Here is a 24,486-nt window from a genome sequence, read left to right as displayed (position 1 = left end):
CGGTTAGCGAATTCGCTCGGGCGACCCCTGAAGGCGGAGCCGTGGTGCACGGTCGCCTACCTCTTGCCCCCCGGATTGATCACCGCTAACGTGCAACCAAATGGTTGAACAACAGAGCGACGCCGACATCGACCGGGTGTTTCACGCCCTCGCCGATGCCACGCGGCGCGACATCGTGCGGCGCACGCTGGTCGCCGAGCAGTCGGTGACCCAGCTCGCGGCGGCCTACGCGATGTCGTTCGCGGCGGTGTCGAAGCACATCGCCGTGCTCGCCGAGGCGCGGTTGATCTCCAAGCGCGCGGAGGGGAGGGTCAGGCTCGTGCGTGCCGACCCCGCCGCCCTCGCCCGGGCGCAGCAACTGCTCCGCTCGTACGAAGACCTGTGGCGCGGCCGCATCGACCGACTCGACGCGCTCCTGTCCGGGGAGGCGGATGCCGCGGCATCCGTTCCGGATCGCGAGACGACCGCGCGCACGGCATCCACCCCTGAGAACTGACCTACGAAGGAGTCCGTCATGCCCGTCACATCCGTCGAGAGCGACACCGAGGCGCTCACCATGACGCTGGTCGCCGACTTCGCCGTCGGGCCCGAGCGGGTGTGGGCGGCGTTCGCCGATCCGCGGCAGCTCGAGCGGTTCTGGGGGCCCCCGGGGTGGCCGGCGACATTCACCTCGTTCGAGTGGGAGGTGGGTGGGCGCGCCCGGTACGAGATGCGCAGCGCGGGCGGCGAGGTCGCCCGGGGGAGCTGGAGGTTCGTCGCCATCGACGCTCCGCGCGGCTTCGAGGTGGTCGACTCCTTCGTCGACGAACACGGGGAGGCCATTCCCGGCATGCCGTCGATGCGCATGACCTTCGCGTTCGACGCCACCGGCGAAGGCACCCGGATGACGAACATCACGTTCTTCGACTCGCTCGAGGCCCTCGAACAGCTCGTGGCGATGGGCGCGGTCGAGGGATCGACCCTCGCGATGAACCAGCTCGACGCGGTGCTGCAGGGCCTGCGCGCCTTCGCCCAGGGCCGGGGGACGCGGCTCGAGATCCTCAGCGACCAGCACGTGCGCATCACGCGGCTGATCGACGGGCCGCGCGAGCTCGTCTGGCGCGCGCACCTCGATCCCGAGCTCATGCGGCGATGGATGCTCGGACCCGACGGCTGGCGCATGTCGGTGAGCGAGATCGACTGCCGCGAAGGTGGCCGCTACCGCATCGCCTGGGAGCCCGAGCCGGGAACCGAGGGGGAGTCGTTCGGCTTCGACGGAGAGATCCTGCTGCTCGACGAGCCGCGGCGCATGGTGCAGACCGAGCACATGACCGGCACCGACCTGCCGACCACGACCAACGACCTCTCGCTCTACGAGGAGGACGGCGCGACGCTGGTCACCCTGCTGATCGAGTATCCGGATGCCGCCACCCGCGACGCCGTGCTCGCCACGGGCATGGTCGACGGGATGGAGGAGAGCTTCCGCCGCATGGAGCGGGTCGTCCTCGGCTGACCGGCCGCACAACTCCTGCAGATCGGACGGATTCCCGGCTGCCGGGGGCGGGGCGAGCGGGATCTGCAGGAGTTGTGCCGGCCGGCTGAATCCGAGGGGGATTGGCGGGATCGGGATGCCGGGCCGGGAACCACGCCCCACCCGCGCACGACTCCTGCAGATCGGTCGGATTCCCGGCGCAAAGGGCCGGGCGTCGCGGATCTGCAGGAGTCGTGTCGGGCGGAGGACGCCGCTCCGTCCCCGCCGCGGCGCGTCAGCGGGGGACGGCCTGCTCCGATCAGCCCTTGATGTACCCGTTCGGGTTCAGCACGTACTTGCGCGGAGCGCCCTTGTCGAAGTCGGCGTAGCCCTGCGGAGCGTCGTCAAGGCTGATGGGCGTGGCGTTGACGGCCTTCGCGATCTGCACCTTGTCGTGCAGGATCGCCATCATCAGCTGCCGGTTGTACTTCATCACCGGGCACTGGCCCGTCGTGAACGACAGCGACTTCGCCCAGCCGAGCCCGAGGCGCAACGAAAGCGAACCGACCTTGGCCGCCTCGTCGACCCCGCCCGGGTCGCCGGTCACGTACAGACCCGGGATGCCGAGGGCTCCACCCGCCGCGGTGATATCGAACAGCGAGTTGAGCACGGTCGCCGGCGCTTCGTGCGACGAGTCGGAGCCGTGACCGCGGGCCTCGAAGCCGACCGCGTCGACCGCGGCATCCACTTCGGGAGTCCCGAGGATCTGCTCGATCTGATCGCGCGGGTCGCCCTTCGACACGTCGACGCTCTCGAAGCCCATCGACCGCACCTGCTCGAGACGGTCGGCGTTGAGGTCGCCGACGAGCACGGCCGCCGCCCCCAGAAGCTGCGCACCCACGGCCGCGGCGATGCCGACCGGACCCGCGCCGGCGATGTACACCGTGGATCCCGGACGGACGCCCGCGGTGTACGCGCCGTGGAAGCCGGTGGGGAAGATGTCGGACAGCATCGTCAGGTCGAGGATCTTCTCGAGCGCCTGCTCGCGGTCGGGGAAGACGAGCAGGTTCCAGTCGGCGTAGGGAACGAGCACGTACTCGGCCTGGCCGCCCACCCAGCCGCCCATGTCGACGTAGCCGTAGGCGCTGCCGGGGCGATCGGGGTTCACGTTGAGGCAGATGCCGGTCTTGCCCTCCTTGCAGTTTCGACACCGCCCGCACGCGATGTTGAACGGCACCGAGACGATGTCGCCGACCTTGACGAACTCGACATCGGGTCCGACCTCGATCACCTCGCCGGTGATCTCGTGCCCGAGCACCAGGCCGGCCGGAGCGGTCGTGCGCCCGCGCACCATGTGCTGGTCGGAGCCGCAGATGTTGGTGGAGACGGTGCGCAGGATCGCACCGTGGGGGACCTTTCGGCCGACGTTCGCCGGATTGACGCCGGGACCGTCCTTGAGCTCGAACTCCGGATACGGGGTGTCGATGACCTCGACGACACCGGGTTCTTTGTACGCCACTGCCTTGTTGCCGGACATCTTCGTCCTCTCCGGCCGGGTCGTCCCGACCTGATCGTGCCCCCGGGGCCGGCCGCGGTCGGCCCCGGCGCGACGCGCGACCGGATTCGGCCGTGAGCGACGCGAGGGATAAACCCAGCCAAGACGCCGGGGTCGGACGCGTCAAGGGATGGTGCGAGAAGCTACCTGCTGCATCATCCGGGTGGGTGCGGACGTCGCCGGGGTGAGAGCGCGGTCGGACTACCGCTTCCGACGCACCAGGCGGTCAGGCCGCCGGGGCCGCCCGACGGACCGCGTCGCGGATGCGCTCCTCGACCTCCGCCGTCACCTCGACCACGGCGAACGAGACCGGCCACATCGGCCCGTCGTCGAGCTGCGCGGAATCGTCGAAGCTCACCGTTCCGTACCGCGTCTTGAACTTCGACGCCGGCTGGTAGAACACCACGACCTTGCCGTCCTTGGCGTAGGCGGGGAAGCCGTAGAACGTCTTGGGGTTCAGGTGCCCCGCCTCCTCGAGGACGATGACGTGCAGGCGCTCGGCGACCGCGCGGTCGACGCCCTCGAGCTTGTCGATCGCCTCGAGGCAGGCCTCGTTCTCCTTCTGCAGCTTCGCGAGGCCCTTCAAACCCTTCATGGCCTGGAGTTCCTCTGCTCGCTGCTTCATCGCCGCGCGCTCTTCCGCGCTGAATCCGGTGGCCATGGCATCCGCCTCTCTCCGTCGTGGTCGCAGGATATCGCCGCCCCGGCGGCTTCACCATCCGCTGCCCGCCTCGTCGGCGATGCCCACGGAATCACCTCGTGAGTGTCCAGAACACCCGGACGGTCTTCTGAGGCGTCCGGGTGTTTTGGACACTCAGCAAGCGTGGGCGCGGGCGGGCGCGGGCGTGGGCGCGGGTGGGGCGACGTCCGGATGCCGCGACCTCAGGCCTGCCGCAGCCCCTCTTCGAGCGCAACCCACGCGAGCATCGCGCACTTCACGCGCGCGGTGTACTTCGACACCCCCGACAGGGCGGCTGCGTCGGCGAAGGTCTCCTCGTCGAGGGGGATCTTGCCGCGCGAGCGCAGCGCCTCGCGGAACGACGCGATCAGGGCTTCGGCGTCGGCGCGCGGCATCCCCTCGTCTCCGCCGTCCTCCTGCAGGAGCGCGACGAGCATCGAGGCCGAGGCCTGCGAGATCGAGCATCCCGCCCCCTCCCAGGTGACGGATGCCACGCGGTCGCCCTCGACGTCGACCCGCAGCGTGATCTCGTCGCCGCACACCGGATTGCGTTGGTGCACCGTGGCGCTGTGCGCGCCGGGATCGGCGAGACCGAAGCCGCGACGGTTCTTCGCGTGGTCGAGGATGAGCTCCTGGTACAGGGATTCGAGGCCGCTCACGCGCTCACCCCGAAGAAGCCGCGCACGCCCGACACCGCGTCGAGGAAGGTGTCGACCTCGGCTTCGGTGGTGTGGATCGCCGCGCTCGCGCGGACCGACGCGGTCATCCCGAAGCGCCGGTGCAGCGGCTGGGCGCAGTGGTGCCCGACGCGCACGGCGACGCCGCGGCTGTCGAGGAACTGGCCCACGTCGTGCGCGTGGACTCCCTCGACCTCGAAGGCCTGGAGGGCGACGCGGTCGGCGGCATCCGTGTCTCCGAGGAGGCGGATGCCGGGGATCGAGCGCAGCCCCTCGCGCATGCGCTTCTCGAGCATCGCCTCGTGCGCGTGCGCGGCCTCGAGGTCGTGTTGCCCGAGCCAGCGGACGGCGGCGGCGAGGGCGACGGCCTGCGACACGGGCTGCGTGCCCGCCTCGAAGCGCTGCGGCGGCGGCAGGTACTCCGCCTTGTCGAGCGTCACGGTGGTGATCATCGACCCGCCCGTGGTGAACGGCGGCAGGGCCTCGAGCACCTCGTCGCGCCCCCACAGCGCCCCGATTCCGTACGGTCCGTAGATCTTGTGGCCCGAGAACACGGCGAGGTCGACTCCGGATGCCGGAAGGTCGAGCGCCAGGTGCGGAGCCGACTGGCACGCGTCGAGCACCGTCAGCGCGCCGACGCCGCGGGCGAGCGTGACGAGCTTCGCGACCGGGTTCACGATGCCGAGGACGTTCGAGACGTGCGTGAACGCGACGACCCTCGTGCGCTCGCCGATGAGGTCGGCGGCGGCGTGCATGTCGAGCGTGCCGTCGTCGAGCACGGGGATGTGGCGCAGTCGCGCGCCCGTGCGGGCGGCGAGCTCCTGCCACGGGATGAGGTTCGCGTGGTGCTCGGCCTCGGTCACGACGATCTCGTCGCCCTCGCGCAGACGTCCGGCGTAGCCGAGGGATCCGGCGACGAGGTTGAGGCCCGCGGTGGCGCCGCTCGTCCACACCAGCTGCTCGGGCTCGGCTCCGACGAACTCCGCGACCGTGACGCGGGCGTCTTCGAACAGCTCGGTCGCCTCGGCGGCGAGGGTGTGGGCGCCACGGTGCACGGCGGCGTTCGCGCGCTCGAGGAAGTCGCGCTCGGCGTCGAGCACCGCGCGCGGCTTCTGGCTGGTCGCGCCGGAATCGAGGTAGACGAGGGGGTGGCCGTCGACCTCGGTCTCGAGGATCGGGAAGTCGGCGCGCACGGCGTCGACGTCGAAGGGGAGGGTCACGGTTCTAGGCTACGCGGCGGCGGGTGGGCGGGCGCCGGGTCGGCGCCGGGGCGTGGGCGGGGTCGGACGGTCGGTGCCGGGCGCCGATCGGACGGCGAGACTGCATCGGGCTGACAACTCGGCGGCATCCTGCAAACGAGATGTCAGCCCGATGCAGTCTCGGCTTATCCGGGTGGCTCGCTGGCGGGGCGGCCGGGCGGCGGGGCGCCGGGTGTGAGTGAAGGGTGAGGAACGGAGCGCGGGGCGTTCGCGAAGCGTGAGGACCGCGGATCGGCGCCGGCTCGAAGCGTAGACCGGATGCCATGACCCTCACGGCCCTGCTCCCCACCCTGCGCGCCAGCATCCCGGCGCCCTTCGACGCCACGGCGTGGCCCGCCGGCTCCGCCCCGACGCTCGACGACGTCACCGTCCGCGCGATGTCGGTCGGCCGCTACGCCGAGATCTGCGGCACGCCCTGCGTCTGCACGGGGCCGGCGGTGATCCCGGCGTCGGGCGGGGTGGCATCCGCGGTCCTGTCGACGACCGTGGTGGTCGCGACGGTGGTGGATGCCACTCCCGACACGGTGCGCCTGGACGCGTGCGCCGCAGGACTCGACGCGGTCTGGCGCGAGGCGCGGCTGCTCGGCCGGGTGTCGCACGCGTACGACGAGCCCTTCGCGGTGCTCGACGCGCACGGGGAGGAGCCGTGCGGAACCGTCGTGCTCCCCGGGGACGTGCGGGTCGGCGATCGGATCGCCTTCCCCTGCCCCGGATGTCACACCGTCGGCGAGGTGCGCTGATGCTGCTGCACTCGATCGTGTACGCCTGCCGCTGCGCGCGCGTGCAGGCCGAGTTCGAGGCGTGCGCGGGCGAGGACGAGGCGGAGGGCGAGCACAACTCCTGAGATTCCGCTCGATTGCGGCCGGAACGGGGGCTGGCGGGTGCGACCGGCTCGGTTCTTCAGGAGTTCGGCGCGGCCGGTGGCCGCCACAGCGGCCGGGCGACCGGCTCGGGCGGGTCGCGGGGCCGGTGGGTGGGAGGGGCCGGCGGGGGGCCGAGATGACCCGTAGGACGATCGAAACTCCTGAGATCCCGCGTGGTCGTGGCCTGAACGGGGGCGGACGGGGGCGACCGGCTCGGTCTTTCAGGAGTTCGACACAGCTGCACGCGCCGCGCGGAAGGCGCGTCACACCACCAGCCGGTACCCCATCCCCTGCTCGGTGAGCAGGTGCACCGGGTTCGAGGGGTCGGCCTCGAGCTTCTTGCGCAGTTGCGACATGTACAGCCGCAGGTATCCGCTGTCGGCGACCTGCTCGCTCGCCCAGATCTCCTTCAGCAGGGTCTGCCGCGTCACGAGCGAGCCCGGGTTGCGCGCGAGGAACTCCAGCATCCGCCACTCCGTGGGCGTGAGGTGCACGCGGTTGCCGTCGCGCAGGACCGCCTTCGCCGCCAGGTCCACCTCGACGTCGCCGAAGCGCACCGTCGACTCCCCGCTCGCGGGGACCGTGCGCCGCGCGTGCACGCGCAGGCGCGCGAGCAGCTCGTCGATCTGGAAGGGCTTGGTGACGTAGTCGTCGGCGCCGGCGTCCAACGCCTCGACCTTGTCGGCCGAGCCCGTCCGCCCCGACACGACGATGATCGGCGCGGTCGTCCACCCCCGTAGCGCCTCGATGACCTGCACGCCGTCGAGGTGCGGCATCCCGAGATCCAGCAGCACGAGGTCGGGGTGGGCCTGGGCGGCGAGGGTGATGGCGGCGGCGCCGTCGGCCGCCGCGACGACGTCGTAGCCGTGCGCGGCGAGCGTGATGCGCAGGGCGCGCACGAGCTGCGGGTCGTCGTCGGCGATGAGAACCTTCACGGGGCGTCCTCCGGGGATCGGGATGCCGGGGCCGCAGCCTCGGACGCGGAACGGGCGCGAACGACGGCGGGGCCGGGCGCGGGGGAGTCGCCCGCCGCCCCGCGCGGAACCGTGTACGGATCATCCACGGAGGCTTCGGCCGACACCGGCAGGGCCACGACCATCGTCAGGCCGCCGCCCGGGGTGTCCTCGGGCGTGAGGGTGCCGCCCATGCCCTCCGCGAAGCCCCTCGAGAGGGCGAGTCCCAGGCCGAGACCGGCGGTGTTGTCGGTGTCGCCGAGCCGCTGGAAGGGCGAGAACATGTCCTCGCGTCGTTCCGGGGCGATGCCCGGCCCGTGGTCGATCACGCGGATCTCGGCCGTGCCGCCCAGGCGGCTCGTCGCGATGCGCACGCGTTCGCCGTCGGGCGTGTAGCGCTGCGCGTTGGTGAGCACGTTGACCAGCACGCGCTGCAGCAGCACCGGGTCGGCGCGCAGGGCCGGCAGGTCGGGGTCGAGGGCGAGTTCGACGTCGTCGGGACCGAGGTCGAGTTCGTCCAGGGCCATCAGCACGACGCCCGCCGCGTCGGTCGGCGTCAGCGACACGGCGAGCACTCCCGCCTGCACGCGGCTGACATCGAGCAGGTCGGTGACGAGCACCGACAGTGTCGCGAGGCTCTCGTCGGCGGTCTCGAGCAGTTCGCGGCGGTCGTCGTCCGACAGGTTGTCGCCCGCGGCGCGCAGGCCGCCCAGGGAGGCGACGGCGGCGGCGAGGGGGCGCCGCAGGTCGTGGCTCACCGCCGACAGCAGGGCGCTGCGCACCTGGTCGGTCTCGGCGAGGGCCCCGGCTTCGGCGGCCGTTTCGGCGAGGTCGGTGCGTTCGAGGGCGGCCGCGAGCTGCGCGACGACGACGTCGAGAAGGCGGCGCTCGCCGGCGTCGAGGTCGCGGCCGTGCAGTTCGAGCACCGCGCGGTCGGCGCCCACCGGCACGGTCGTCGCTCGGCCGTCGCGCACGGGCTCGCCGTCGGTGGCCAGCGTCGCCCCGTCGGATGCCACCAGCCGCACCCCCGCGAGACCGAACGCCTCGCGGGCTCGGCTCACCAGCGCGGGCACGGCGCTCTCGCCGCGCAGGACGCTCCCGGCCACGGTGGCCAGCAGGTCGGCCTCGGCGGCGGCGCGGCGGGCGGCGCGGGCGCGCCGCGCGGCCTGATCGACCACGATGCTCACGAGCATCGCAATGATGACGTACAGCACCAGGGCGATCGCGTGCACGGGGTCGCTGATCGTCACGGTGTACAGCGGGGCGATGAAGAGGAAGTCGAGGGTGACCCCCGAGAGCACCGCCGCGAACACCGCGGGCCAGATGCCGCCGATGAGCGCGACGATGACGACGAGCAACTGATACGCCAGCACGTCGGTGGTGATCGACTCGTCGGAGCCGGTCGACAGCAGCAGGGCGGAGATGAGCGGCCCGCCCACGAGAGCGGCGACGAAGCCCAGGATGCGACGCTTCGCGCTGAGCGCGGGACCGCTGAGGCGCGGGAGGGTGAAGCGCCCGCCCGCGCGCGCGTGGTTGACGATGTGCACGTCGATGTCGCCGGAGAGGCGGATGACGGTCGCGCCGATGCCGGGACCGGTCAGGGCGGCGGCCACGCGCCCGCGGCGGCTCACGCCGATGACGAGCTGGGAGGCGTTCACCGAGCGCGCGAAGTCGACGAGCGCGGTCGCCGGATCGTCGCCGACGACCTGGTGGTAGGTGCCGCCGAGCGTCTCGACGAGGGCGCGTTGCTCGGCGAGGGCGCCGGGGGCGCTCGCGCGCAGGCCGTCCTGCGTCGACACGTGCACGGCGAGCAGCTCGCCGCCCGCCGATCTCGCGGCGATGCGCGCCCCGCGCCGCAGCAGCGTCTCGCCCTCGGGGCCGCCGGTGAGGGCCACGACCACGCGTTCGCGCGCCTGCCAGGATCCCTCGATGCCGTGCTCCGAGCGGTAGCGCTGCAGCGCCGAGTCGACCTCGTCGGCGAGCCACAGCAGCGCGAGCTCGCGCAGCGCCGTGAGGTTGCCGAGGCGGAAGTAGTTCGACAGGGCCGCGTCGATGCGCTCGGCGGGATAGACCGAGCCCGCCGCGAGCCGGTCGCGCAGCGACTGCGGGGCGAGGTCGACGACCTCGATCTGATCGGCGGCGCGCACCACGGCATCCGGGACCGTCTCGCGCTGGGTGACGCCGGTGATCTTCTCGACCACGGCGTTGAGCGAGGCGATGTGCTGCACGTTGACGGTGGTGATGACGTCGATCCCCGCGTCGAGGAGCGCGTCGACGTCCTGCCAGCGCTTGTCGTGGCGGGAGCCGGGCGCGTTGGTGTGCGCGAGCTCGTCGACGAGCGCGATCCGCGGGAGCCGCTCGAGAACGGCATCCAGGTCCATCTCGTCGAGCGAGACGCCGCGGTGCGCGACGGCCAGCCGCGGGACGACCTCGAGACCCTCGGCCTGCGCCGCCGTGGCGACACGGCCGTGGGTCTCGACGATCGCGATGACGACGTCACGGCCCTCGTCGCGCAGGCGCCGCCCCTCTTCGAGCATCTCGTACGTCTTGCCGACGCCCGGTGCCATGCCGAGCAGCACGCGCAGGCGCCCGCGCTTCACGACGTGCCCCTGGTGGAGACGGCTTCGACGAGCTCGGCCACCGTCGCTGTCGCGGCAGAGGTCCCTGAGCCGGTCGAAGGGACCGGAACCGCACGGCGCCGCCGCCGCGCGGGAAGCGCGACGGCGGCGGGGGACGCGACGACGGTCATGTCAGCGATTCTCGTCGCTCAGAGCGCGTCGAGCGCGCGATTGAGCTCCAGCACGTTGACCCGCGGGTCGCCCAGGTATCCCAGGTCGCGGGGCAGCGTGTGCTCCACGACCAGCGCCTCGACGTCGGAGACCGGGATGCCGCGGGCCTCCGCGACCCGCGCCACCTGGCGCTCCGCGGTGGCGACGGAGATGTCGGGGTCGAGGCCCGAGCCGGAGGAGGTGACGGCGTCGGCGGGAACCGAGCCCTGTCCGTTCAGGTCGACGAACGCCGAGCGGCCCTCCTCGATAGAGGCGATGAGGTCGGCGTTCTCGGGGCCCAGGTTCGACCCTGTCGAGGCGGCGCCGTCGTACGAGGCCGCCGAGGGGCGCGACTGGAAGTACTGCGGGAGCGCCTGGCCGTCGGCATCCTGGAACGACTGGCCGAGGAGCTGCGAGCCCACGACCGTCCCGTCGGCCGAGCGCACGAGCGATCCGTTCGCCTGGAAGGGGAGGGCGACCTGCCCGATCGCGGTGATGAGCAGCATGTAGCCGACGCCGAGCAGGGCGGTGAAGACGAGCATCGCGCGGACGGCGACGCCGGCGGTACGCAGGGTGGTGCGCATGACGGGGCCTTTCAGAAGCCGGGGAGCAGGCTCACGACGAGGTCGATGAGCTTGATGCCGATGAAGGGGACGATGACGCCGCCGAGCCCGTAGACGAGCAGGTTGCGGCTGAGGATGCTCGACGCGCTCGCCGCGCGGTACTTCACACCGCGCAGGGCGAGGGGGATGAGCACGATGATCACGATCGCGTTGAAGATGATCGCGCTCGTGACCGCGGATGCCGGGGAGTGCAGCCCCATGACGTTGAGCACCGCGAGCCCCGGGAAGACGCCCATGAACATCGCCGGGATGATCGCGAAATACTTCGCGATGTCGTTGGCGAGGGAGAACGTCGTCAGCGCACCGCGCGTGATGAGCAGCTGCTTGCCGATGCGGACGATGTCGATGAGCTTGGTCGGGTCGGAGTCGAGGTCGACCATGTTGCCGGCCTCTTTCGCGGCCGAGGTGCCCGTGTTCATCGCCACGCCCACGTCGGCCTGAGCCAGAGCGGGGGCGTCGTTGGTGCCGTCGCCGGTCATGGCGACGAGGTTGCCGCCCTCCTGCTCGCGCTGGATGAGGGCGAGCTTGTCTTCGGGCGTGGCCTCGGCGAGGAAGTCGTCGACGCCCGCCTCAGCGGCGATCGCCTTCGCGGTCAGGGGGTTGTCGCCCGTGATCATCACGGTGCGGATCCCCATCGCGCGCAGCTCGCCGAAGCGCTCGCGCAGGCCGTCCTTGACGACGTCCTTGAGGTGGATGACGCCGAGCACGCGGCCGGTCCCTTCGACAGGCTCAGGGACCTCGGTTGCGGAGGCGGCTGAGCTCGTCGAAGCCACCGGTCCCCGCGCCGGCGTCCACGTCGCTACGACGAGCGGCGTGCCGCCCGACTGGGCGATGGCATCCGTCTCGCTCATCAGCTGCGCGCGCAGCGCCGGGGCGACGGGGCTGCCCGAGGCTTCGAGCCACGCCAGAACGGCCGACCCGGCGCCCTTGCGGATCTGCGTGCCGTCGACCAGGTCGAGGCCGCTCATGCGGGTCTGCGCCGTGAAGGGCACGGACTCGGCGCCGCGGGGCATCTCGGCGACGATGCCCTGAGCGGCGGCGAGCTCGACGACCGACACGCCCTCGGGCGTGGGGTCGGCCTGCGACGACAGCGAGGCGTACTCGGCGAGCTCGGGGTTTCCGACGCCCTTCATGGGGACGAAGGCCGAGGCGCGGCGGTTGCCGTAGGTGATCGTTCCGGTCTTGTCGAGCAGGAGCGTGGTGACGTCTCCCGCGGCCTCGACCGCGCGGCCCGACATCGCCAGGACGTTGCGCTGCACGAGACGGTCCATGCCCGCGATGCCGATCGCGCTGAGCAGCGCCCCGATGGTCGTCGGGATGAGGCACACGAGCAGCGCGACGAGCACGGGGATCGAGACGGGGGATGCCGCGTACGAGGCGATCGGGTTCAGCACGAGCACCACCACGACGAACACGATCGACAGGCTCGCCAGCAGGATGTTCAGCGCGATCTCGTTGGGTGTGCGCTGGCGCGACGCTCCCTCGACGAGAGCGATCATGCGGTCGACGAACGTCTCGCCGGGCTTCGACGTGATCTTCACGATGATCCGGTCGCTGAGCACGCGCGTGCCGCCGGTCACCGCGCTGCGGTCTCCGCCCGACTCGCGCACGACGGGGGCCGACTCGCCGGTGATCGCCGACTCGTCGACGGTCGCGATGCCGTGCACGATGTCGCCGTCTCCGGGGATGAGCTCCCCGGTCTCGACGAGCACGACGTCGCCCACGCGCAGGTCGCCCGAGGGGACGGCCTCGGTCGCGGCGTTCACGGCCGACGGGTCGGCGGGGGAGTAGTCCACCACGCGGCGGGCCGAGGTCGTCGTGCGCGTCTTGCGCAGCGTCGCGGCCTGCGCCTTGCCGCGGCCCTCGGCCACCGACTCGGCGATGTTCGCGAAGAACACCGTGAGCCACAGCCAGATCGCGATGCCCCAGGTGAAGCCGAAGGGCAGGGAGCCGTCGGCGCCGCCGAGGAACGGCTCGGCGATCGCGATGAGGGTGGTCAGGGCCGCGCCGACCCAGACGAGGAACATCACGGGGTTGCGCCACTGCGCGGCCGGGTTGAGCTTCTTCGCGGCGCCCGGGAGGGCGGCGACGATCTGCGCGGCGCTGAACGCGCGGCGCGGGGCATCGGGGGTGGGGGTCGGCGCTTCGGGCGCCGGGGCGTGGGTGAGGGTGGACATCAGCGGGTCAGTCCTTCAGCGAGGGGTCCGAGGGTGAGGACGGGGAAGTAGGTGAGCGCCGTGACGATCACGGCGACACCGGCGAGGAGGCCGGCGAACTGCGGGCGGTGCGTCGGCAGGGTTCCGGCGGTCGAGGGCACGGCATCCTGGGCCGCGAGGGCCCCGGCCAGCGCGAGCACGAACACGATCGGCAGGAAGCGCCCCAGCAGCATCGCCACGCCGAGCGCGGTGTTGAGCCACGGGGTGTTCGCGGTGAGGCCCGCGAAGGCCGAGCCGTTGTTGTTCGCCGCGGAGGTGAAGGCGTAGAGCACCTCGCTCAGTCCGTGCACGCCCGGGTTGAGGATCGAGGTCGACTCCACGTCGTCCCGGATGCCGGGGACCCCGAAGCTCAGCGCGGTTCCCGCGAGCACGAGGGTGGGGGTGACGAGGATGTAGAGGCTCGCGAGCTTGATCTCGCGCGGCCCGATCTTCTTGCCGAGGTACTCGGGGGTGCGACCGATCAGCAGGCCGCCGACGAACACCGCGATCACGGCGAGGATGAGCATGCCGTACATGCCCGAGCCGACGCCGCCGGGGGCGACCTCGCCGAGCATCATGTTGATCATCGGCATCATGCCGCCGAGCGCCGTGAAGCTGTCGTGCATCGAGTTCACCGCCCCGGTCGAGGTGAGCGTGCTCGTCGAGCCGAACAGCGTTGAGCCGAAGATGCCGAAGCGCACCTCCTTGCCCTCCATCGCCCCGCCCGCGAGCATCGGGGCGGTTCCGGCGCCGGCCAGCTCCGCCCAGGTGAGCAGAGCGGTGGATGCCGCGAAGATCGCCGCCATCACCCCGAGGATCGTGTAGCCCTGACGGTCGTCGCCGACCATGCGGCCGAACGCGCGGGGGAGCGAGAACGGGATCACGAGCATGAGGAAGATCTCGAACAGGTTCGTCCACGGCGCGGGGTTCTCGAACGGGTGCGCGGAGTTGGCGTTGAAGATGCCGCCGCCGTTTGTGCCGAGCAGCTTGATGGCCTCCTGCGAGGCGACCGGGCCGCCGGGGATCGACTGCGCCGCCCCCGCCACCGTCGTGGCATCCGTGAATCCGGAGAGGTTCTGGATGACGCCGCCCGCGAGCAGCACGACGGCCGCGACGATCGAGAACGGCAGCAGCAGGCGGAACGTCCCGCGCACGAGGTCGACCCAGAAGTTGCCGATCACGCCGCTGCGACGCGACGCGAACCCGCGCACGAGGGCCACGGCGATCGCGATCCCGACGGCCGCCGAGACGAAGTTCTGCACGGCGAGGGCGGCGAACTGCACGGTGTAGCCGAGCGTGGACTCGCCGCCGTACGACTGCCAGTTGGTGTTCGTGACGAACGACACGGCCGTGTTGAACGACAGGGCCTCGCTCGGCGCCTCGAGGCCGAGGGCGAGCGGCAGCAGCGGCTGCAGGCGCATGATCGCGTACACGAACACGACGCCCACGAACGAGAACAGCAGGACCGACCGCAGGTAGGCCTGCCAGGTCTGCGCGCTCTTCGCGTCGACGCCGATGAGTCGGTAGAGACCGCGCTCGACGGCGAGATCGCGCTCGCCGGTGTAGATGCGGGCGATGTAGTCGCCGAGGGGGCGGTAGGCCAGGCCCAGGGCGACGATGAGGGTGAGGCTGGTCAGGACGATCGACCAGATGCTTCCGGCGTCCATGTCAGAACTTCTCAGGACGGACGAGCGCGACCACGAGGTACACGACGGCGGCGACCGCGAGCACCGCGGCGAGGACCGAGAAGACGATCACGAGCGCTCGCCTCCGCGTGCGGCGGGGCGGGCGGACGAGGGGCGGGCCTCGGGGCCCAGCTTCTCGACCCCCTTGGCGACGAGCGCGACCAGCGCGAACAGCGCGGCGGTCACGGCGAGGAAGACGACATCGAGCACGACGACTCCAGGTTCGGGTCTGTACCGCGGGCGGGCCGCGGGCGCCGCGGGGCGGCACGTCTGTCGATACAACTCCGCCGGGTCGCGGCATCCTCGGGCCCTAACGCTTTCCCTACGGGTCGCTCACGGACCCATACGGGGTGCTTACGGGCGGCGGGCTGGGCCGCGTCGCACATCTCCTGCGGATCGGGCCCGAGCCGGCGGGGGACGCGGGATGTGCCGGAGTCGTGCGGCGGTCCGGTGAGACCCTCGGGTTCTCCTGCCGGTCGCGCACAACTCCTGCACGACGTGATCGCGTGCGCTCCGAAAGCGTCGGAACCGCCGGTTCTGCAGGAGTTGTGCGCCGGACCGCGCATGATGGAGGCATGGCCGACAGCGACGTGCGCGTGAACGCCGCGCTCGTGATCCCGGCGTCCGAGCTGTCGTGGCGGTTCTCGCGTTCCTCGGGCCCGGGCGGTCAGGGTGTGAACACGGCGGATTCCCGCGCGGAGGTGATGTGGGATGCCGCCGCCTCGGCCGTGCTGTCGGACGTGCAGCGCGAGAGGATCGTCGACCGGCTCGGGGGGCGGCTCGTCGACGGGGTGCTCACCATCGCGGCATCCGAGCACCGGAATCAGCTGCGCAACCGCGACGCCGCGCGCGCCCGCCTCGCGGCCCTCGTCGCCGAGGCCGTGCGACCGCCGGCTCCGCCGCGCCGCGCGACGAAGCCGACCCGCGGTTCGAAGGAACGCCGGCTGAAGGCGAAGCAGCGCCGCACCGACGTGAAGCGGATGCGGCAGCGCCCGACGGACTGACGGGCGCGCGCCCGCGTCGGCCCAGCCATCCCCGTCGAGTGTCTAGAACACCCGGACGCTCCGAAGATCCGTCCCGGTGTTGTGGACACTCGACCCTGGTCGGGCGCGTCAGGCGCCGCCGCCCTCGGCCCGGCGGCGACGCACCTGCTCCTCGAGGTCGGCGAGGTGCATCTCGCGCTCGAGGTCGGCGATCTGCTGCTCGGTGCTGCGGGCGTCGTAGGGGCGCGGGACAGGGGAGGGATCGGGCGTCTTCTGCCAACGACGCGGGTCGCCGAACGACATCGGCGTGGATCGCTGCGCGTACTCGCGACCGATGGTGAACCACAGGATGGACCCGATCAGCGGCAGCAGCACGATGAAGAACACCCACACGAACTTGGGCATGTGCTTGACCTGGTCGTCGCGCCGCGTGATGGCGTCGATGAGGGCGAACACCATCACGGCGAGCGTCAGCAGGGCGAGGATCGGCATGCCTCCCACCTTGGCCGAGCCGCGCGCCGACGTCCACATCGTCCTGTCCCCTCCGCCTCTTCGGTGCACGTGCCCGGGTGCAGGGCACGCCGCGCGCTCCCGCGGCGTCGAGTGTCCGAAACACCCGAACGTCACGACGGTCCGTCCGGGTGTCGTGGACGCTCGAGCGGCCCGTCGGGCTCGACGACCCCGCCGGAAACGCCGAACGCCCCCGCCGGCGGCGAGGGCGTTCGGGACGGCTCAGGATGCCGAGCCGGCGGAGGTCTTCTTCGACCCGCGGTGCGCGGGGACCTCGGCGACCGGCTGGCCCCGGCGCTGCTGGCCGGGGAGCGGTCGGGAGCGACGGCCGTAGATGAGCTCGGACGAATCGAGCAGCCACGGCACGAGGGTGATCGACACCCCGTGCACGAGCATGAGCTGCTGCGCGAGGCGGCGCGAGCGCCGGTTGTGCAGGATCGACTCCCACCAGTGCCCGACGATGAACTGCGGCAGGTACACGGTCACGACCGACGAGCCGTGCTTGGCGCGGTAGCTCTTGATGAACGACGTGACCGGCGAGGTGTAGGTGCGGTACGGCGACTCGATGATGACGAGGGGCACGGGCATGTCGTGCTCCTCCCACTCCTTCTGCAGCTTCGCGGCATCCTCTTCGGTGATGGCCACGTGCACGGCGAGGGTCTTGTCGTGCTTGGCGGCGAGGGCGTAGTCGAGGGCCTTCATCACCGGCTTCTGCAGGCGGTTCACCAGCACGATCGCGACGTCGCCCGACGAGCCGAAGTGCACGCTGTCGTCCATCTGGATCTCGTGCTCGACGTCGCGGTAGTAGCGGTTCACGCCGATCATCAGCACCGCGAGGATCGGGATGGCGATGAAGACCAGCCACGCGCCGTGGGTGAACTTCGTGATGGTCACGATGACGAGCACGAGCACGGTCATGCCGGCGCCCACCGAGTTGATCCACAGGCCCGAGATGGCCGAGCGGCGCTCGTACGCGGCCGACTGCTGCTTCGCGGCCTCGGGGGGCAGGTCTTTCAGGCCGCTCAGCACGCGACGCCAGTGCTTGACCATGCCGATCTGGCCGAGCGAGAACGACACGAAGACGCCGATGATGTAGAGCTGGATCAGTGTGGTGAGGTTGGCCTGGTAGACCACGAGCACGCCGATGGCGACGATGCCGAGGATGATCATGCCGTTCGAGTACACGAGGCGGTCGCCGCGGGTGTTGAGCGCCTTCGGGGCGTACCCGTCGCGCGCGAGCACCGATCCGAGCAGCGGGAAGCCGTTGAAGGCGGTGTTGGCCGCGAGCAGGAGGACGCACGCGGTGGCCGCCTGGATGATGAAGAACGGGATGCTGCCCATGCCGAAGGTCGCGGCGGCGACCTGGGCCATGAGGCTCGGCTGCGGGTTGTTCGCGCAGTCGAAGCCGATGAGGTTGCAGGGGTTCTCGGCGTAGTGCACGCCCGAGATCAGCGCGAGGGCGGTGAGGCCGACGAACAGGATGATGGCGATGCCGCCCATCATCGTCAGCGTCGTCTGGGCGTTGCGGATCTTCGGCATCCGGAACGCGGGCACGCCGTTCGACACCGCCTCGACGCCCGTGAGGGCGGAGCAGCCGCTCGAGAACGCGCGCAGCACGAGCAGGATGAGCGCCGCCTGCGTGAGCGACTCGGCCTGCACCGCGTACTGCGCGCTCGAGGCGACCGGGGCGACGCCCAGCAGCGTGCGGCCCAGTCCGACGACGATCATCACGCCGACCGACCCGATGAAGAGGTAGGTCGGGATCGCGAAGACGCTCGAGGCCTCGCGCACGCCGCGCAGGTTGACGATGACGATGAGGATGACGAAGCCGACCGCGATCTCGACGCGGAACGGATTCAGTTCGGGCAGGGCCGAGATGATGTTGTCGACCCCGGATGCCACCGACACGGCCACCGTGAGCACGTAGTCGACCAGCAGGGCCGCGGCCACCACGACACCGGGCACCTCGCCGAGGTTCTTGCTGGCGACCTCGTAGTCGCCACCGCCCGAGGGGTAGGCCTTGATGAGCTGACGGTAGCTGAGCACCACCACGACCAGCAGCACCACGACGGCCACCGCGACCCACGGGCTGAGGGTCAGGAGGGCCGTTCCGCCGATGAGGAGGATCATCAGCAGCTCCTGCGGGGCGTACGCCACGGAGGAGAGGGCGTCGGAGGCGAAGATGGGCAGCGCCATCTTCTTGGGGAGGAGCTGCTCGTCGAGTTTCTCGGAGGTGAGAGGCTCGCCGATCAGGATGCGTTTCGCGATCGGCGTCTCTTCGCCGTCAACGCGACTTTCGTCAGTCACGGCGCGCGACATTACGCGCACTCCGGGCTCTGCGCAATCTGACGCGCACGTCGTTCAGCCTCTGGTCGCTCAGTCGTGATCAACGGGGGCGCAGGATGCCGTAATCCCGGCGTCGCCGGTGCGGTCCGTGCGCGGCGTTTCCTGCGGAGGAAGCCGCCGTCGCACCGATGACGATCCCCTACCGAAGAAGGGCTGCGCGGCTGCTGTGCACAAGGCGACGGAGACGCGCGCGCCGCCCGCCTAAGCTCGCGGGGTGCACAACATCCTCGGGTCGGGACTGCTCGCCGTCTTCGCGGGCGCGATCGTCGCGGTGCTGGCGTTCGTGCCCTTCGTCGCGGTCAGCTACCGCCGCCGCGGGAGACTCACACTCTGGCGCACCGTGCTGTGGGCCGGCGCCGCCGTGTACTTCTGGGCGATCTGGACCTACACGCTCATCCCCCTGCCCGACGGTGATGCCTACCGCTGCGCGGGGGTCAACCTGCGCCCCTTCGAGTTCGTCGACGAGATCCGCGCGGCGGTCGCCGTGTCGGGTCGCTACCTCACCGACCCCGTCGTGCTGCAGGTGGCGCTGAACGTGCTCCTCTTCCTTCCGCTCGGCTTCTTCCTGCGGGTGCTCGGCGGGCGCGGCATCCTGATCGCGGGGGCTGCGGGCCTCCTCATCTCGGGGATCATCGAGACGACGCAGCTCACCGGCGTCTGGGGGCTGTTCCCGTGCGCCTACCGCGTCTTCGACGTCGACGACCTCATCGCCAACACCTCGGGCGCCCTGCTGGGCTCGGTCCTCGCGTTCATCGTTCCGGCCCCGCACCGCGGGGTGCGCAAGAGCCCGGATGCCGAGCAGCCCCGCCCGGTGACGCGCCGGCGCCGTCTGCTGGGCATCGCGTGCGACGTGGTGGGCGTGTGGCTCCTCGGCTTCGCCGTCTCGGTGGCCGTGCAGGCCGTGATCGTGCTGACGCTGGGGGATGCCGCCACCTTCGCGACCGACGAGGTGGCCTCGCTCGCGGGGACGGTGGTCTCGGCCGGGGTGTGGCTGGTCGTGATCCTCGCGACCGGGAGGTCGATCGGCGACCTGGCCACGCGGGTGCGTTTCACGAACGGCGTGCTGCCGGCGTGGGTGGCGCGCCCGCTGCGGTTCCTCACGGGCGCCGGGGCGTACGCCGTGCTCTCCGCCCTGCCGGCGTCGTGGTCGCTGTCGGCGTTCGTGCTCGCCCTGGCGACCGGGGCGCTCCTCGTCGTCTGGCGCGACGGGCGCGGCCTCACCGGGTGGATCGGGCGCCGCCGGCTGGTCGACGACCGGGCGGGGGTGGTGAGTCCGTCGGTCGACGGCTGGACGGCTGCCCGTGCGGACGAAAAGCGATGACGCGCGGGCCCCTCGCTCCTGCCCCCGGGGTCACACCCCGGCGAATTCCTCCGCGAGCACGCCCATCAGCACCTCGTCGTGGAAGCGTCCGCCGTGGAACGCCACCGCCCGACGCACGCCCTCGCGCACGAAACCGGCCTTCTCGTAGGCGCGCAGGGCTCGCGTGTTGAAGGCCCACACCCGCAGTTCGACCTTGTTCACGCCCAGCTCGTCGAAGGCGTAGCGCAGCATCGTGCGGGTGGCATCCGTTCCGTAGCCCCGGCCGACCGCGTCGGGGCCCAGGATGATCGCGAAGGTCGCCACGCGCGCGGGCAGGCTGCCGCCCCACAGGGTCGCGTGGCCGATGAGGCGTCCGTCTTCGTCGTCGATGCTGAAGCCGGCCCCGCCGGGGGAATCGTTGCGGCTCCAGGCCTGGAACATCTCGCGCACGGATGCCGCGGGCCGATGCTGCACACCGCCCTGCTGCAGCACCGCCGAGTCGTCGCGACGCCACCAGTCCACGAGCGGGTCGAGATCGGCATCCGTGGTCGCCCGCAGGCGGACGCGTTCGCCGCGCAGGAGGTCGGCGCCGTAGGCGAGGGCGGAGGAGGTGTCGTGGAGGTCGTCCATCCCTCGACCGTAGCCAGTCGCCGACGTCGGCAAGACGGTCACGCGAACATCTGGCGGAGAGCGCGCAGATCCCCCGCGTCGAGAGCGCGGGCGATCACATCGGCATCGTCGGTCGACGGGAAGAGGCCCGCCATATCGTCGCGGAAGATCGCGCGCATCGCGTCGAGATCGTCCGCGTGGGCCGCGATCCTCATGGCCTCGACGGCGCGCTGATAGGGGATCTGCTGATAGCCCCCGGGAGCGTCGGGTGGGTTGAAGTACGGGATCCACGGAAGCGATCCGTCGGGCCGCAGGAGCAGCACGTCTCCGGGCTGGATCACGCGCGTGTGGTTGAGCGTTGCGATGCTCAGGGGGTTGGCGATGCAGAAACGATCGCCGATCGCGTAGAGGGAGTCACCCGGTTCGACGGTGTAGGTCGTGACGACACCGCCGTCGCCCACTCCCACGGGACCGGCGGCGAGGTCGCGCGGGCCCCGGTCGATCAGGTCGTTGTTCACGCTCGCGCTCATCCTGTCGAGGTGGATCCAGCTCGGGGCGTCGCATCCCTCGGGGTCGTTCCGCGGGATGCTGACGACGTTGCCCACCTGGACGTAGTCGTCGCCGAGGTCGGTCGGGTCGGTCCCCTCCGCGCCGGATGCCGCGACGTCGGTCGGGGACGGGGAGGGCGCGTCCGCGGCGATCGACGTCAGGTGCGGGAGAGCGGCCGACACGGCGGGAGCGGCGAGGGCGACGAGCCCCGCCACGACGAAGATCGACACCCCGGTCGCGATCGCCGCTTCCTTCTTCATGCGATCACCCTACGGGGGTGCCCCGCGGACCGCGGGTCCGATTCGCGCGCGGGTCGCGACCGAGCGTGGGCCCCGGGGCCTTTCTCGACGCCTGACCATCGCCCGCACCGATGTCGGTGGGGCCGCCTAGGCTGGAGGAGAAGGAGTCGCATGTCGTCGAGAGCAGGGCGCGCGCAGCGCGTTGGACGCGGAATCGCCGCGGCCGCCGTGGCGACCTTCATCGCGACCGTCTCGCACGCGTCCGTCGGGGCGCAGTTGCCGCCGGCGATGAACGTCGCTCTCGCGCTGTGCCTGGCCGCGCCCGTGTGCGTGCTCCTGGCCGGACGCACGGCGTCGTGGTGGCGGCTCGCGCTCGCCGTGGTGCTCAGCCAGGCGCTGTTCCACGGCATCCTGACCCTCGATCTGAGCGGGAGCGGCGCGGGACCGGTGTCGCACCACGGCGCCGCGCCGGTGCTGTGGGATGCGGCCGCCATGGGCCCGACGCACACCGCGCACTCGCCCTGGATGTGGGTCGCGCACGCCGTCGCTGCGGCCGTGACGATCCTCGCGCTCGGTCGCGGGGAGCGCGCCGTGCGCGCGATCGCGCGTTTCGTGGTCGCGGCACTGGCGGTCCTGCGCCCGTTCCGGGGGCTCGCCGCGCGAACGGATGCCGTCCGCCCGGCCCCCGAAGCCCCTCTTCTGACGAGGGCGATGACGGTGTTGTCGCCGATGAGGCACCGGGGTCCGCCGCGCGCGGCGTGATCCTCGACACCCTCATCTTCGGCGCGTCCGTCTGATCGGCGCGCCCTTTCAGAAAGCAGCATCCATGTCTCGCAAGACCACTCTTCGGCGTGCCCTCGTGGGCCTCGCGGCCGGCGCCGTGCTCGCCATCGGCGCCCCCCTGGCGGCCTCCGCCCACGTGACCGTCAACCCGAACACGGCGACACCCGGCAGCTACGCCACGGTGAACTTCCGCGTTCCGACCGAGTCCGAGACGGCGTCCACCGTCAAGGTCGAGGTCGCCCTGCCCACCGACACCCCGCTCAGCTCGGTGCTCGTCGAGCCCGTGTCGGGGTGGACGGCCACGGTCGAGAAGGGCGCCCTGCCGGCACCCGTCGAGGTCGACGGCAACACCATCTCCGACGCCGCCCTCAAGATCGTCTGGCAGGCCGACCCGGGAGTCGGCATCGGTCAGGACCAGTTCCAGATCTTCTCGGCCGTGCTCGGACCGGTGCCCGACACCGGGCATCTCCTGCTGCCGGCGACCCAGACCTACTCCGACGGCGAGGTCGTCGACTGGGCGGCGACGCCCGACCAGGTCGCGGCCGACGACACGCTCGAGCCCGCACCGGTGCTCTACATCAACGACACCCCGCCGACCGCGGAGCACAGCCACGGCTCGACCGCGACGACCACGGCATCCGGAATGGACGACCACTCGAGCGAGGCGAGCGCCGCGACGAGCGACTCCTCCTCGGGCGTCGCTCTGGGCCTGAGCATCGCCGCGCTGGTCGTCGCGGCCGCCGGCGCCGTGCTGGGCGCACTCGCGTTCGCCCGTCGTCCGAAGCGCGTCTGAGCATGCGCTCCCGCAACGCGCTGCGCCGCGTTCTCGCCGGGGCGGCGGTGATCGCTGCGGCGATGACCGCCGCCCTGGGCGGGGCCACCGCGGCCTCGGCGCACGACAGCCTCGTCTCGTCGTCTCCCACGGAGGGCGACGCCGTCTCGACCCTGTCGCAGGTCACCCTCGACTTCAGCGCCAACCTGCTCGGCGCCGACGGCGGCAACGTCGTGATCGTGGTCGGTCCCGACGGACGCCACTACGAGAGCGCCTGCACGGAGCTCGCCGGTCCCAGCCTCACCACCGAGGTCGCCCTCGGCGCGCCCGGCGCCTACCAGGTCGAGTGGCGCGCCGTCTCCTCCGACGGCCACCCGGTCTCGGGCGTCATCCCGTTCACCTACACGGGCGAGAGCACGTCCAGCGGAGCGGAGCAGTCGCCGTGCGCCTCGGCCGTGGGCGCCGGAGAGGCCGCTCCCGCGAGCGACGCCCCCGCCGGTGGCGGGATGTCGGGCCTGACCATCGGACTGCTCGCGGGCGGCGGCGCCGTCGTGATCGTCGGCATCCTGATCGTCATCATCCTGCGCACGCGCAGCCGCGAGGACTGACCCGCCCCGGGCCCTCCGGGCCAGCCGTCGTGCGCGGCGGGATCCCGGAGGGCCGGCTTTCAGGCCCGGATGCCGGCGTGCCGGGGCCGCAGTTCGCGGAACGGTCCGCAACCCGGCGCGGAACGCCCCCGCCTACAGGCTCGAGCCCGCGACCGAGAAGGTGTCGCAGGCGTTCACGCCGCCCTGGCGCCCGGCGTCGAACCACCGGGTCCGCTGCTCGCTCGAGCCGTGCGTGAAGCTCTCGGGGTTGGTGACCTGGCCCGCCTCGGCCTGGATGTGGTCGTCGCCGACCGCGGCTGCCGCTGCGAGGGCGTCGCTGATCTGCTGGTCGGTCGGGGGCTGCAGGTAGGGCGTGCCGTTCTCGTCGACCTGTTCGCCGGCCGCGGCGACCCAGGCGCCGGCGTAGCAGTCGGCCTGGAGTTCGGTGCGTACGCCGTTGCTGTCGGGTCCGGTTCCGTTGTTCGGATACTCCTGCATCACCCCGGTGAGGTTCTGCACGTGGTGCCCGTACTCGTGCGCGAGCACGTAGAGCTGGGCGAGGGGGCCCGCGGTGGTGTCGTACTGCTCCCGCAGGGTCGAGAAGAACGTGGGGTCGACGTACACGGTCTCATCCGGCGGGCAGTAGAACGGGCCGGTTGCGTTGGACGCCGTTCCGCACGCGCTCGAGGTCGACTGGTCGACGATGATCAGCTGCGGTTCGCGGTACCCGTCGAGGCGCTCCTGCCAGAACTGGTCGATGCTGAGGGTCGCCGCGGCGAGGCGGCAGGTGTCGTCGTTGTTGGCATCCTGTCCCGTCGAACAGTTCGCGATGGCTTCGCCGCCGCTCTGCGGGGCCGCGGGCGCCCCACCGCCGAGCAGCCCGGTCAGATCGGTGCCGGTGAAGGCCGAGATGAGCAACACCACGATCGCGCCGAGACCCACCGCGCCGCCGCCGACGGCCGCGACCGTCCCACCGCGCCGCTTGGCCGTGTTGCCGCCCACGCGGGCGTTGTCGTTGAAGGTCACGACCGTCACGGTACGCGCGGATGCCGCGGCGGCCACAGGGCTGGACTTCTCGCCGTCGAGCGGTGTGTGCAGCAC

General features: G+C 71.6%; 24 protein-coding genes. 8 read left to right on the top strand and 16 right to left on the bottom strand.

The annotated features are described in order from the left end of the window. Positions 1 to 100 precede the first annotated feature (100 nt). Positions 101 to 496 carry an ArsR/SmtB family transcription factor gene (locus FB047_RS05980; protein WP_136586270.1) on the top strand — a complete coding sequence of 132 codons (396 nt, stop codon included), beginning with the start codon at positions 101 to 103 and terminating at the stop codon, positions 494 to 496. Positions 497 to 514: 18 nt separating this feature from the next. Then, positions 515 to 1,492, top strand: a complete 978-nt coding sequence (locus tag FB047_RS05975; RefSeq protein ID WP_136586269.1) for an SRPBCC family protein — start codon at positions 515 to 517, stop codon at positions 1,490 to 1,492. A gap of 277 nt (positions 1,493 to 1,769) precedes the next feature. On the opposite strand, the gene fdhA is transcribed toward FB047_RS05975, so the two are convergent. The 4 genes from fdhA to FB047_RS05955 all read right to left on the bottom strand — a co-directional run bounded on the left by fdhA (position 1,770) and on the right by FB047_RS05955 (position 5,581). Continuing rightward, positions 1,770 to 2,987, bottom strand: a complete 1,218-nt coding sequence (gene fdhA, locus FB047_RS05970) for a formaldehyde dehydrogenase, glutathione-independent (RefSeq protein ID WP_136586268.1) — start codon at positions 2,985 to 2,987, stop codon at positions 1,770 to 1,772. 244 nt (positions 2,988 to 3,231) lie between these two features. Next, the gene (locus FB047_RS05965) at positions 3,232 to 3,666 is read right to left on the bottom strand and encodes a hypothetical protein (protein ID WP_136586267.1); all 435 of its coding nucleotides are present in this window, start codon (positions 3,664 to 3,666) and stop codon (positions 3,232 to 3,234) included. A 221-nt stretch (positions 3,667 to 3,887) separates the two neighbouring features. Next, positions 3,888 to 4,343 carry a Fe-S cluster assembly sulfur transfer protein SufU gene (gene sufU / locus FB047_RS05960; RefSeq protein WP_136586266.1) on the bottom strand — a complete coding sequence of 152 codons (456 nt, stop codon included), beginning with the start codon at positions 4,341 to 4,343 and terminating at the stop codon, positions 3,888 to 3,890. Beyond that, on the bottom strand, positions 4,340 to 5,581 hold the full coding sequence (locus FB047_RS05955) for an aminotransferase class V-fold PLP-dependent enzyme (protein ID WP_136586265.1): 1,242 nt from the start codon (positions 5,579 to 5,581) through the stop codon (positions 4,340 to 4,342). The genes sufU and FB047_RS05955 overlap by 4 nt, the downstream gene beginning before the upstream one ends. Positions 5,582 to 5,883: 302 nt before the next feature. Here FB047_RS05955 and FB047_RS05950 point away from each other — a divergent pair, with 302 nt between their 5' ends. Further along, positions 5,884 to 6,360 (top strand): hypothetical protein, encoded by a 477-nt coding sequence (locus tag FB047_RS05950; RefSeq protein ID WP_136586264.1) that lies wholly within the window; start codon positions 5,884 to 5,886, stop codon positions 6,358 to 6,360. A 386-nt stretch (positions 6,361 to 6,746) separates the two neighbouring features. On the opposite strand, the gene FB047_RS05945 is transcribed toward FB047_RS05950, so the two are convergent. From FB047_RS05945 to FB047_RS05915, 7 genes are all read right to left on the bottom strand, one after another. Then, the gene (locus FB047_RS05945; RefSeq protein ID WP_136586263.1) at positions 6,747 to 7,418 is read right to left on the bottom strand and encodes a response regulator; all 672 of its coding nucleotides are present in this window, start codon (positions 7,416 to 7,418) and stop codon (positions 6,747 to 6,749) included. Further along, entirely contained in the window at positions 7,415 to 10,036 is a 2,622-nt protein-coding gene (locus FB047_RS05940; RefSeq protein ID WP_136586262.1) for an ATP-binding protein, read from the bottom strand. Before FB047_RS05940 ends, FB047_RS05945 begins: the two co-directional genes overlap by 4 nt. A gap of 167 nt (positions 10,037 to 10,203) precedes the next feature. Beyond that, on the bottom strand, positions 10,204 to 10,788 hold the full coding sequence (gene kdpC, locus FB047_RS05935) for a potassium-transporting ATPase subunit KdpC (RefSeq protein WP_136586261.1): 585 nt from the start codon (positions 10,786 to 10,788) through the stop codon (positions 10,204 to 10,206). Between the two features lie 11 nt (positions 10,789 to 10,799). Then, complete coding sequence (gene kdpB / locus FB047_RS05930; RefSeq protein ID WP_136586260.1) at positions 10,800 to 13,004, bottom strand: potassium-transporting ATPase subunit KdpB; 2,205 nt, start codon at positions 13,002 to 13,004, stop codon at positions 10,800 to 10,802. After that, positions 13,004 to 14,689 carry a potassium-transporting ATPase subunit KdpA gene (gene kdpA / locus FB047_RS05925; RefSeq protein WP_136586259.1) on the bottom strand — a complete coding sequence of 562 codons (1,686 nt, stop codon included), beginning with the start codon at positions 14,687 to 14,689 and terminating at the stop codon, positions 13,004 to 13,006. Before kdpA ends, kdpB begins: the two co-directional genes overlap by 1 nt. Before the next feature lies 1 nt (position 14,690). Next, positions 14,691 to 14,780: a K(+)-transporting ATPase subunit F gene (kdpF, locus tag FB047_RS05920; protein WP_136586258.1), complete on the bottom strand. Its 90-nt coding sequence runs from the start codon at positions 14,778 to 14,780 to the stop codon at positions 14,691 to 14,693. Beyond that, positions 14,777 to 14,917 carry a hypothetical protein gene (locus FB047_RS05915; protein ID WP_240752649.1) on the bottom strand — a complete coding sequence of 47 codons (141 nt, stop codon included), beginning with the start codon at positions 14,915 to 14,917 and terminating at the stop codon, positions 14,777 to 14,779. Before FB047_RS05915 ends, kdpF begins: the two co-directional genes overlap by 4 nt. Positions 14,918 to 15,282: 365 nt before the next feature. On the opposite strand from FB047_RS05915, the gene arfB reads away from it, so the two are divergent. Further along, a complete protein-coding gene (gene arfB / locus FB047_RS05910) occupies positions 15,283 to 15,711 on the top strand; it encodes an alternative ribosome rescue aminoacyl-tRNA hydrolase ArfB (RefSeq protein ID WP_136586256.1) in 429 nt (142 codons plus the stop codon). Positions 15,712 to 15,819: 108 nt separating this feature from the next. Here arfB and FB047_RS05905 read toward each other — a convergent pair whose 3' ends face one another. Together FB047_RS05905 and FB047_RS05900 are read right to left on the bottom strand one after the other, a co-directional pair. Further along, entirely contained in the window at positions 15,820 to 16,182 is a 363-nt protein-coding gene (locus tag FB047_RS05905) for a PLD nuclease N-terminal domain-containing protein (protein ID WP_136586255.1), read from the bottom strand. Between the two features lie 240 nt (positions 16,183 to 16,422). Beyond that, on the bottom strand, positions 16,423 to 18,519 hold the full coding sequence (locus FB047_RS05900) for an APC family permease (protein ID WP_136586254.1): 2,097 nt from the start codon (positions 18,517 to 18,519) through the stop codon (positions 16,423 to 16,425). Positions 18,520 to 18,760: 241 nt separating this feature from the next. On the opposite strand from FB047_RS05900, the gene FB047_RS05895 reads away from it, so the two are divergent. Then, entirely contained in the window at positions 18,761 to 19,867 is a 1,107-nt protein-coding gene (locus FB047_RS05895; RefSeq protein WP_240752648.1) for a VanZ family protein, read from the top strand. Between the two features lie 30 nt (positions 19,868 to 19,897). Here the strand turns inward: FB047_RS05895 and FB047_RS05890 are convergent, their stop codons facing one another. Next, complete coding sequence (locus FB047_RS05890; RefSeq protein WP_136586253.1) at positions 19,898 to 20,476, bottom strand: GNAT family N-acetyltransferase; 579 nt, start codon at positions 20,474 to 20,476, stop codon at positions 19,898 to 19,900. Between the two features lie 38 nt (positions 20,477 to 20,514). After that, complete coding sequence (locus tag FB047_RS05885) at positions 20,515 to 21,264, bottom strand: LysM peptidoglycan-binding domain-containing protein (RefSeq protein WP_136586252.1); 750 nt, start codon at positions 21,262 to 21,264, stop codon at positions 20,515 to 20,517. 150 nt (positions 21,265 to 21,414) lie between these two features. Between FB047_RS05885 and FB047_RS05880 the strand changes: the two genes are divergently transcribed. The 3 genes from FB047_RS05880 (at position 21,415) to FB047_RS05870 (ending at position 23,406) form a co-directional block, all read left to right on the top strand. After that, positions 21,415 to 22,005, top strand: a complete 591-nt coding sequence (locus FB047_RS05880) for a hypothetical protein (protein WP_136586251.1) — start codon at positions 21,415 to 21,417, stop codon at positions 22,003 to 22,005. 64 nt (positions 22,006 to 22,069) lie between these two features. Next, positions 22,070 to 22,819 carry a YcnI family copper-binding membrane protein gene (locus FB047_RS05875; RefSeq protein WP_136586250.1) on the top strand — a complete coding sequence of 250 codons (750 nt, stop codon included), beginning with the start codon at positions 22,070 to 22,072 and terminating at the stop codon, positions 22,817 to 22,819. A gap of 2 nt (positions 22,820 to 22,821) precedes the next feature. Then, positions 22,822 to 23,406: a copper resistance CopC family protein gene (locus FB047_RS05870; protein WP_136586249.1), complete on the top strand. Its 585-nt coding sequence runs from the start codon at positions 22,822 to 22,824 to the stop codon at positions 23,404 to 23,406. Positions 23,407 to 23,538: 132 nt separating this feature from the next. Here FB047_RS05870 and ypfJ read toward each other — a convergent pair whose 3' ends face one another. Then, on the bottom strand, positions 23,539 to 24,411 hold the full coding sequence (gene ypfJ, locus FB047_RS05865) for a KPN_02809 family neutral zinc metallopeptidase (protein ID WP_136586463.1): 873 nt from the start codon (positions 24,409 to 24,411) through the stop codon (positions 23,539 to 23,541). Positions 24,412 to 24,486 lie beyond the last annotated feature (75 nt).

Origin of the sequence: Microbacterium hydrothermale (assembly GCF_004854025.1) — a bacterium.
In the GTDB taxonomy this organism is placed as follows: domain Bacteria; phylum Actinomycetota; class Actinomycetes; order Actinomycetales; family Microbacteriaceae; genus Microbacterium; species Microbacterium hydrothermale.
Note: the sequence above shows the minus strand (reverse complement) of the source record. Positions and strands in the feature narration are given on the sequence as shown.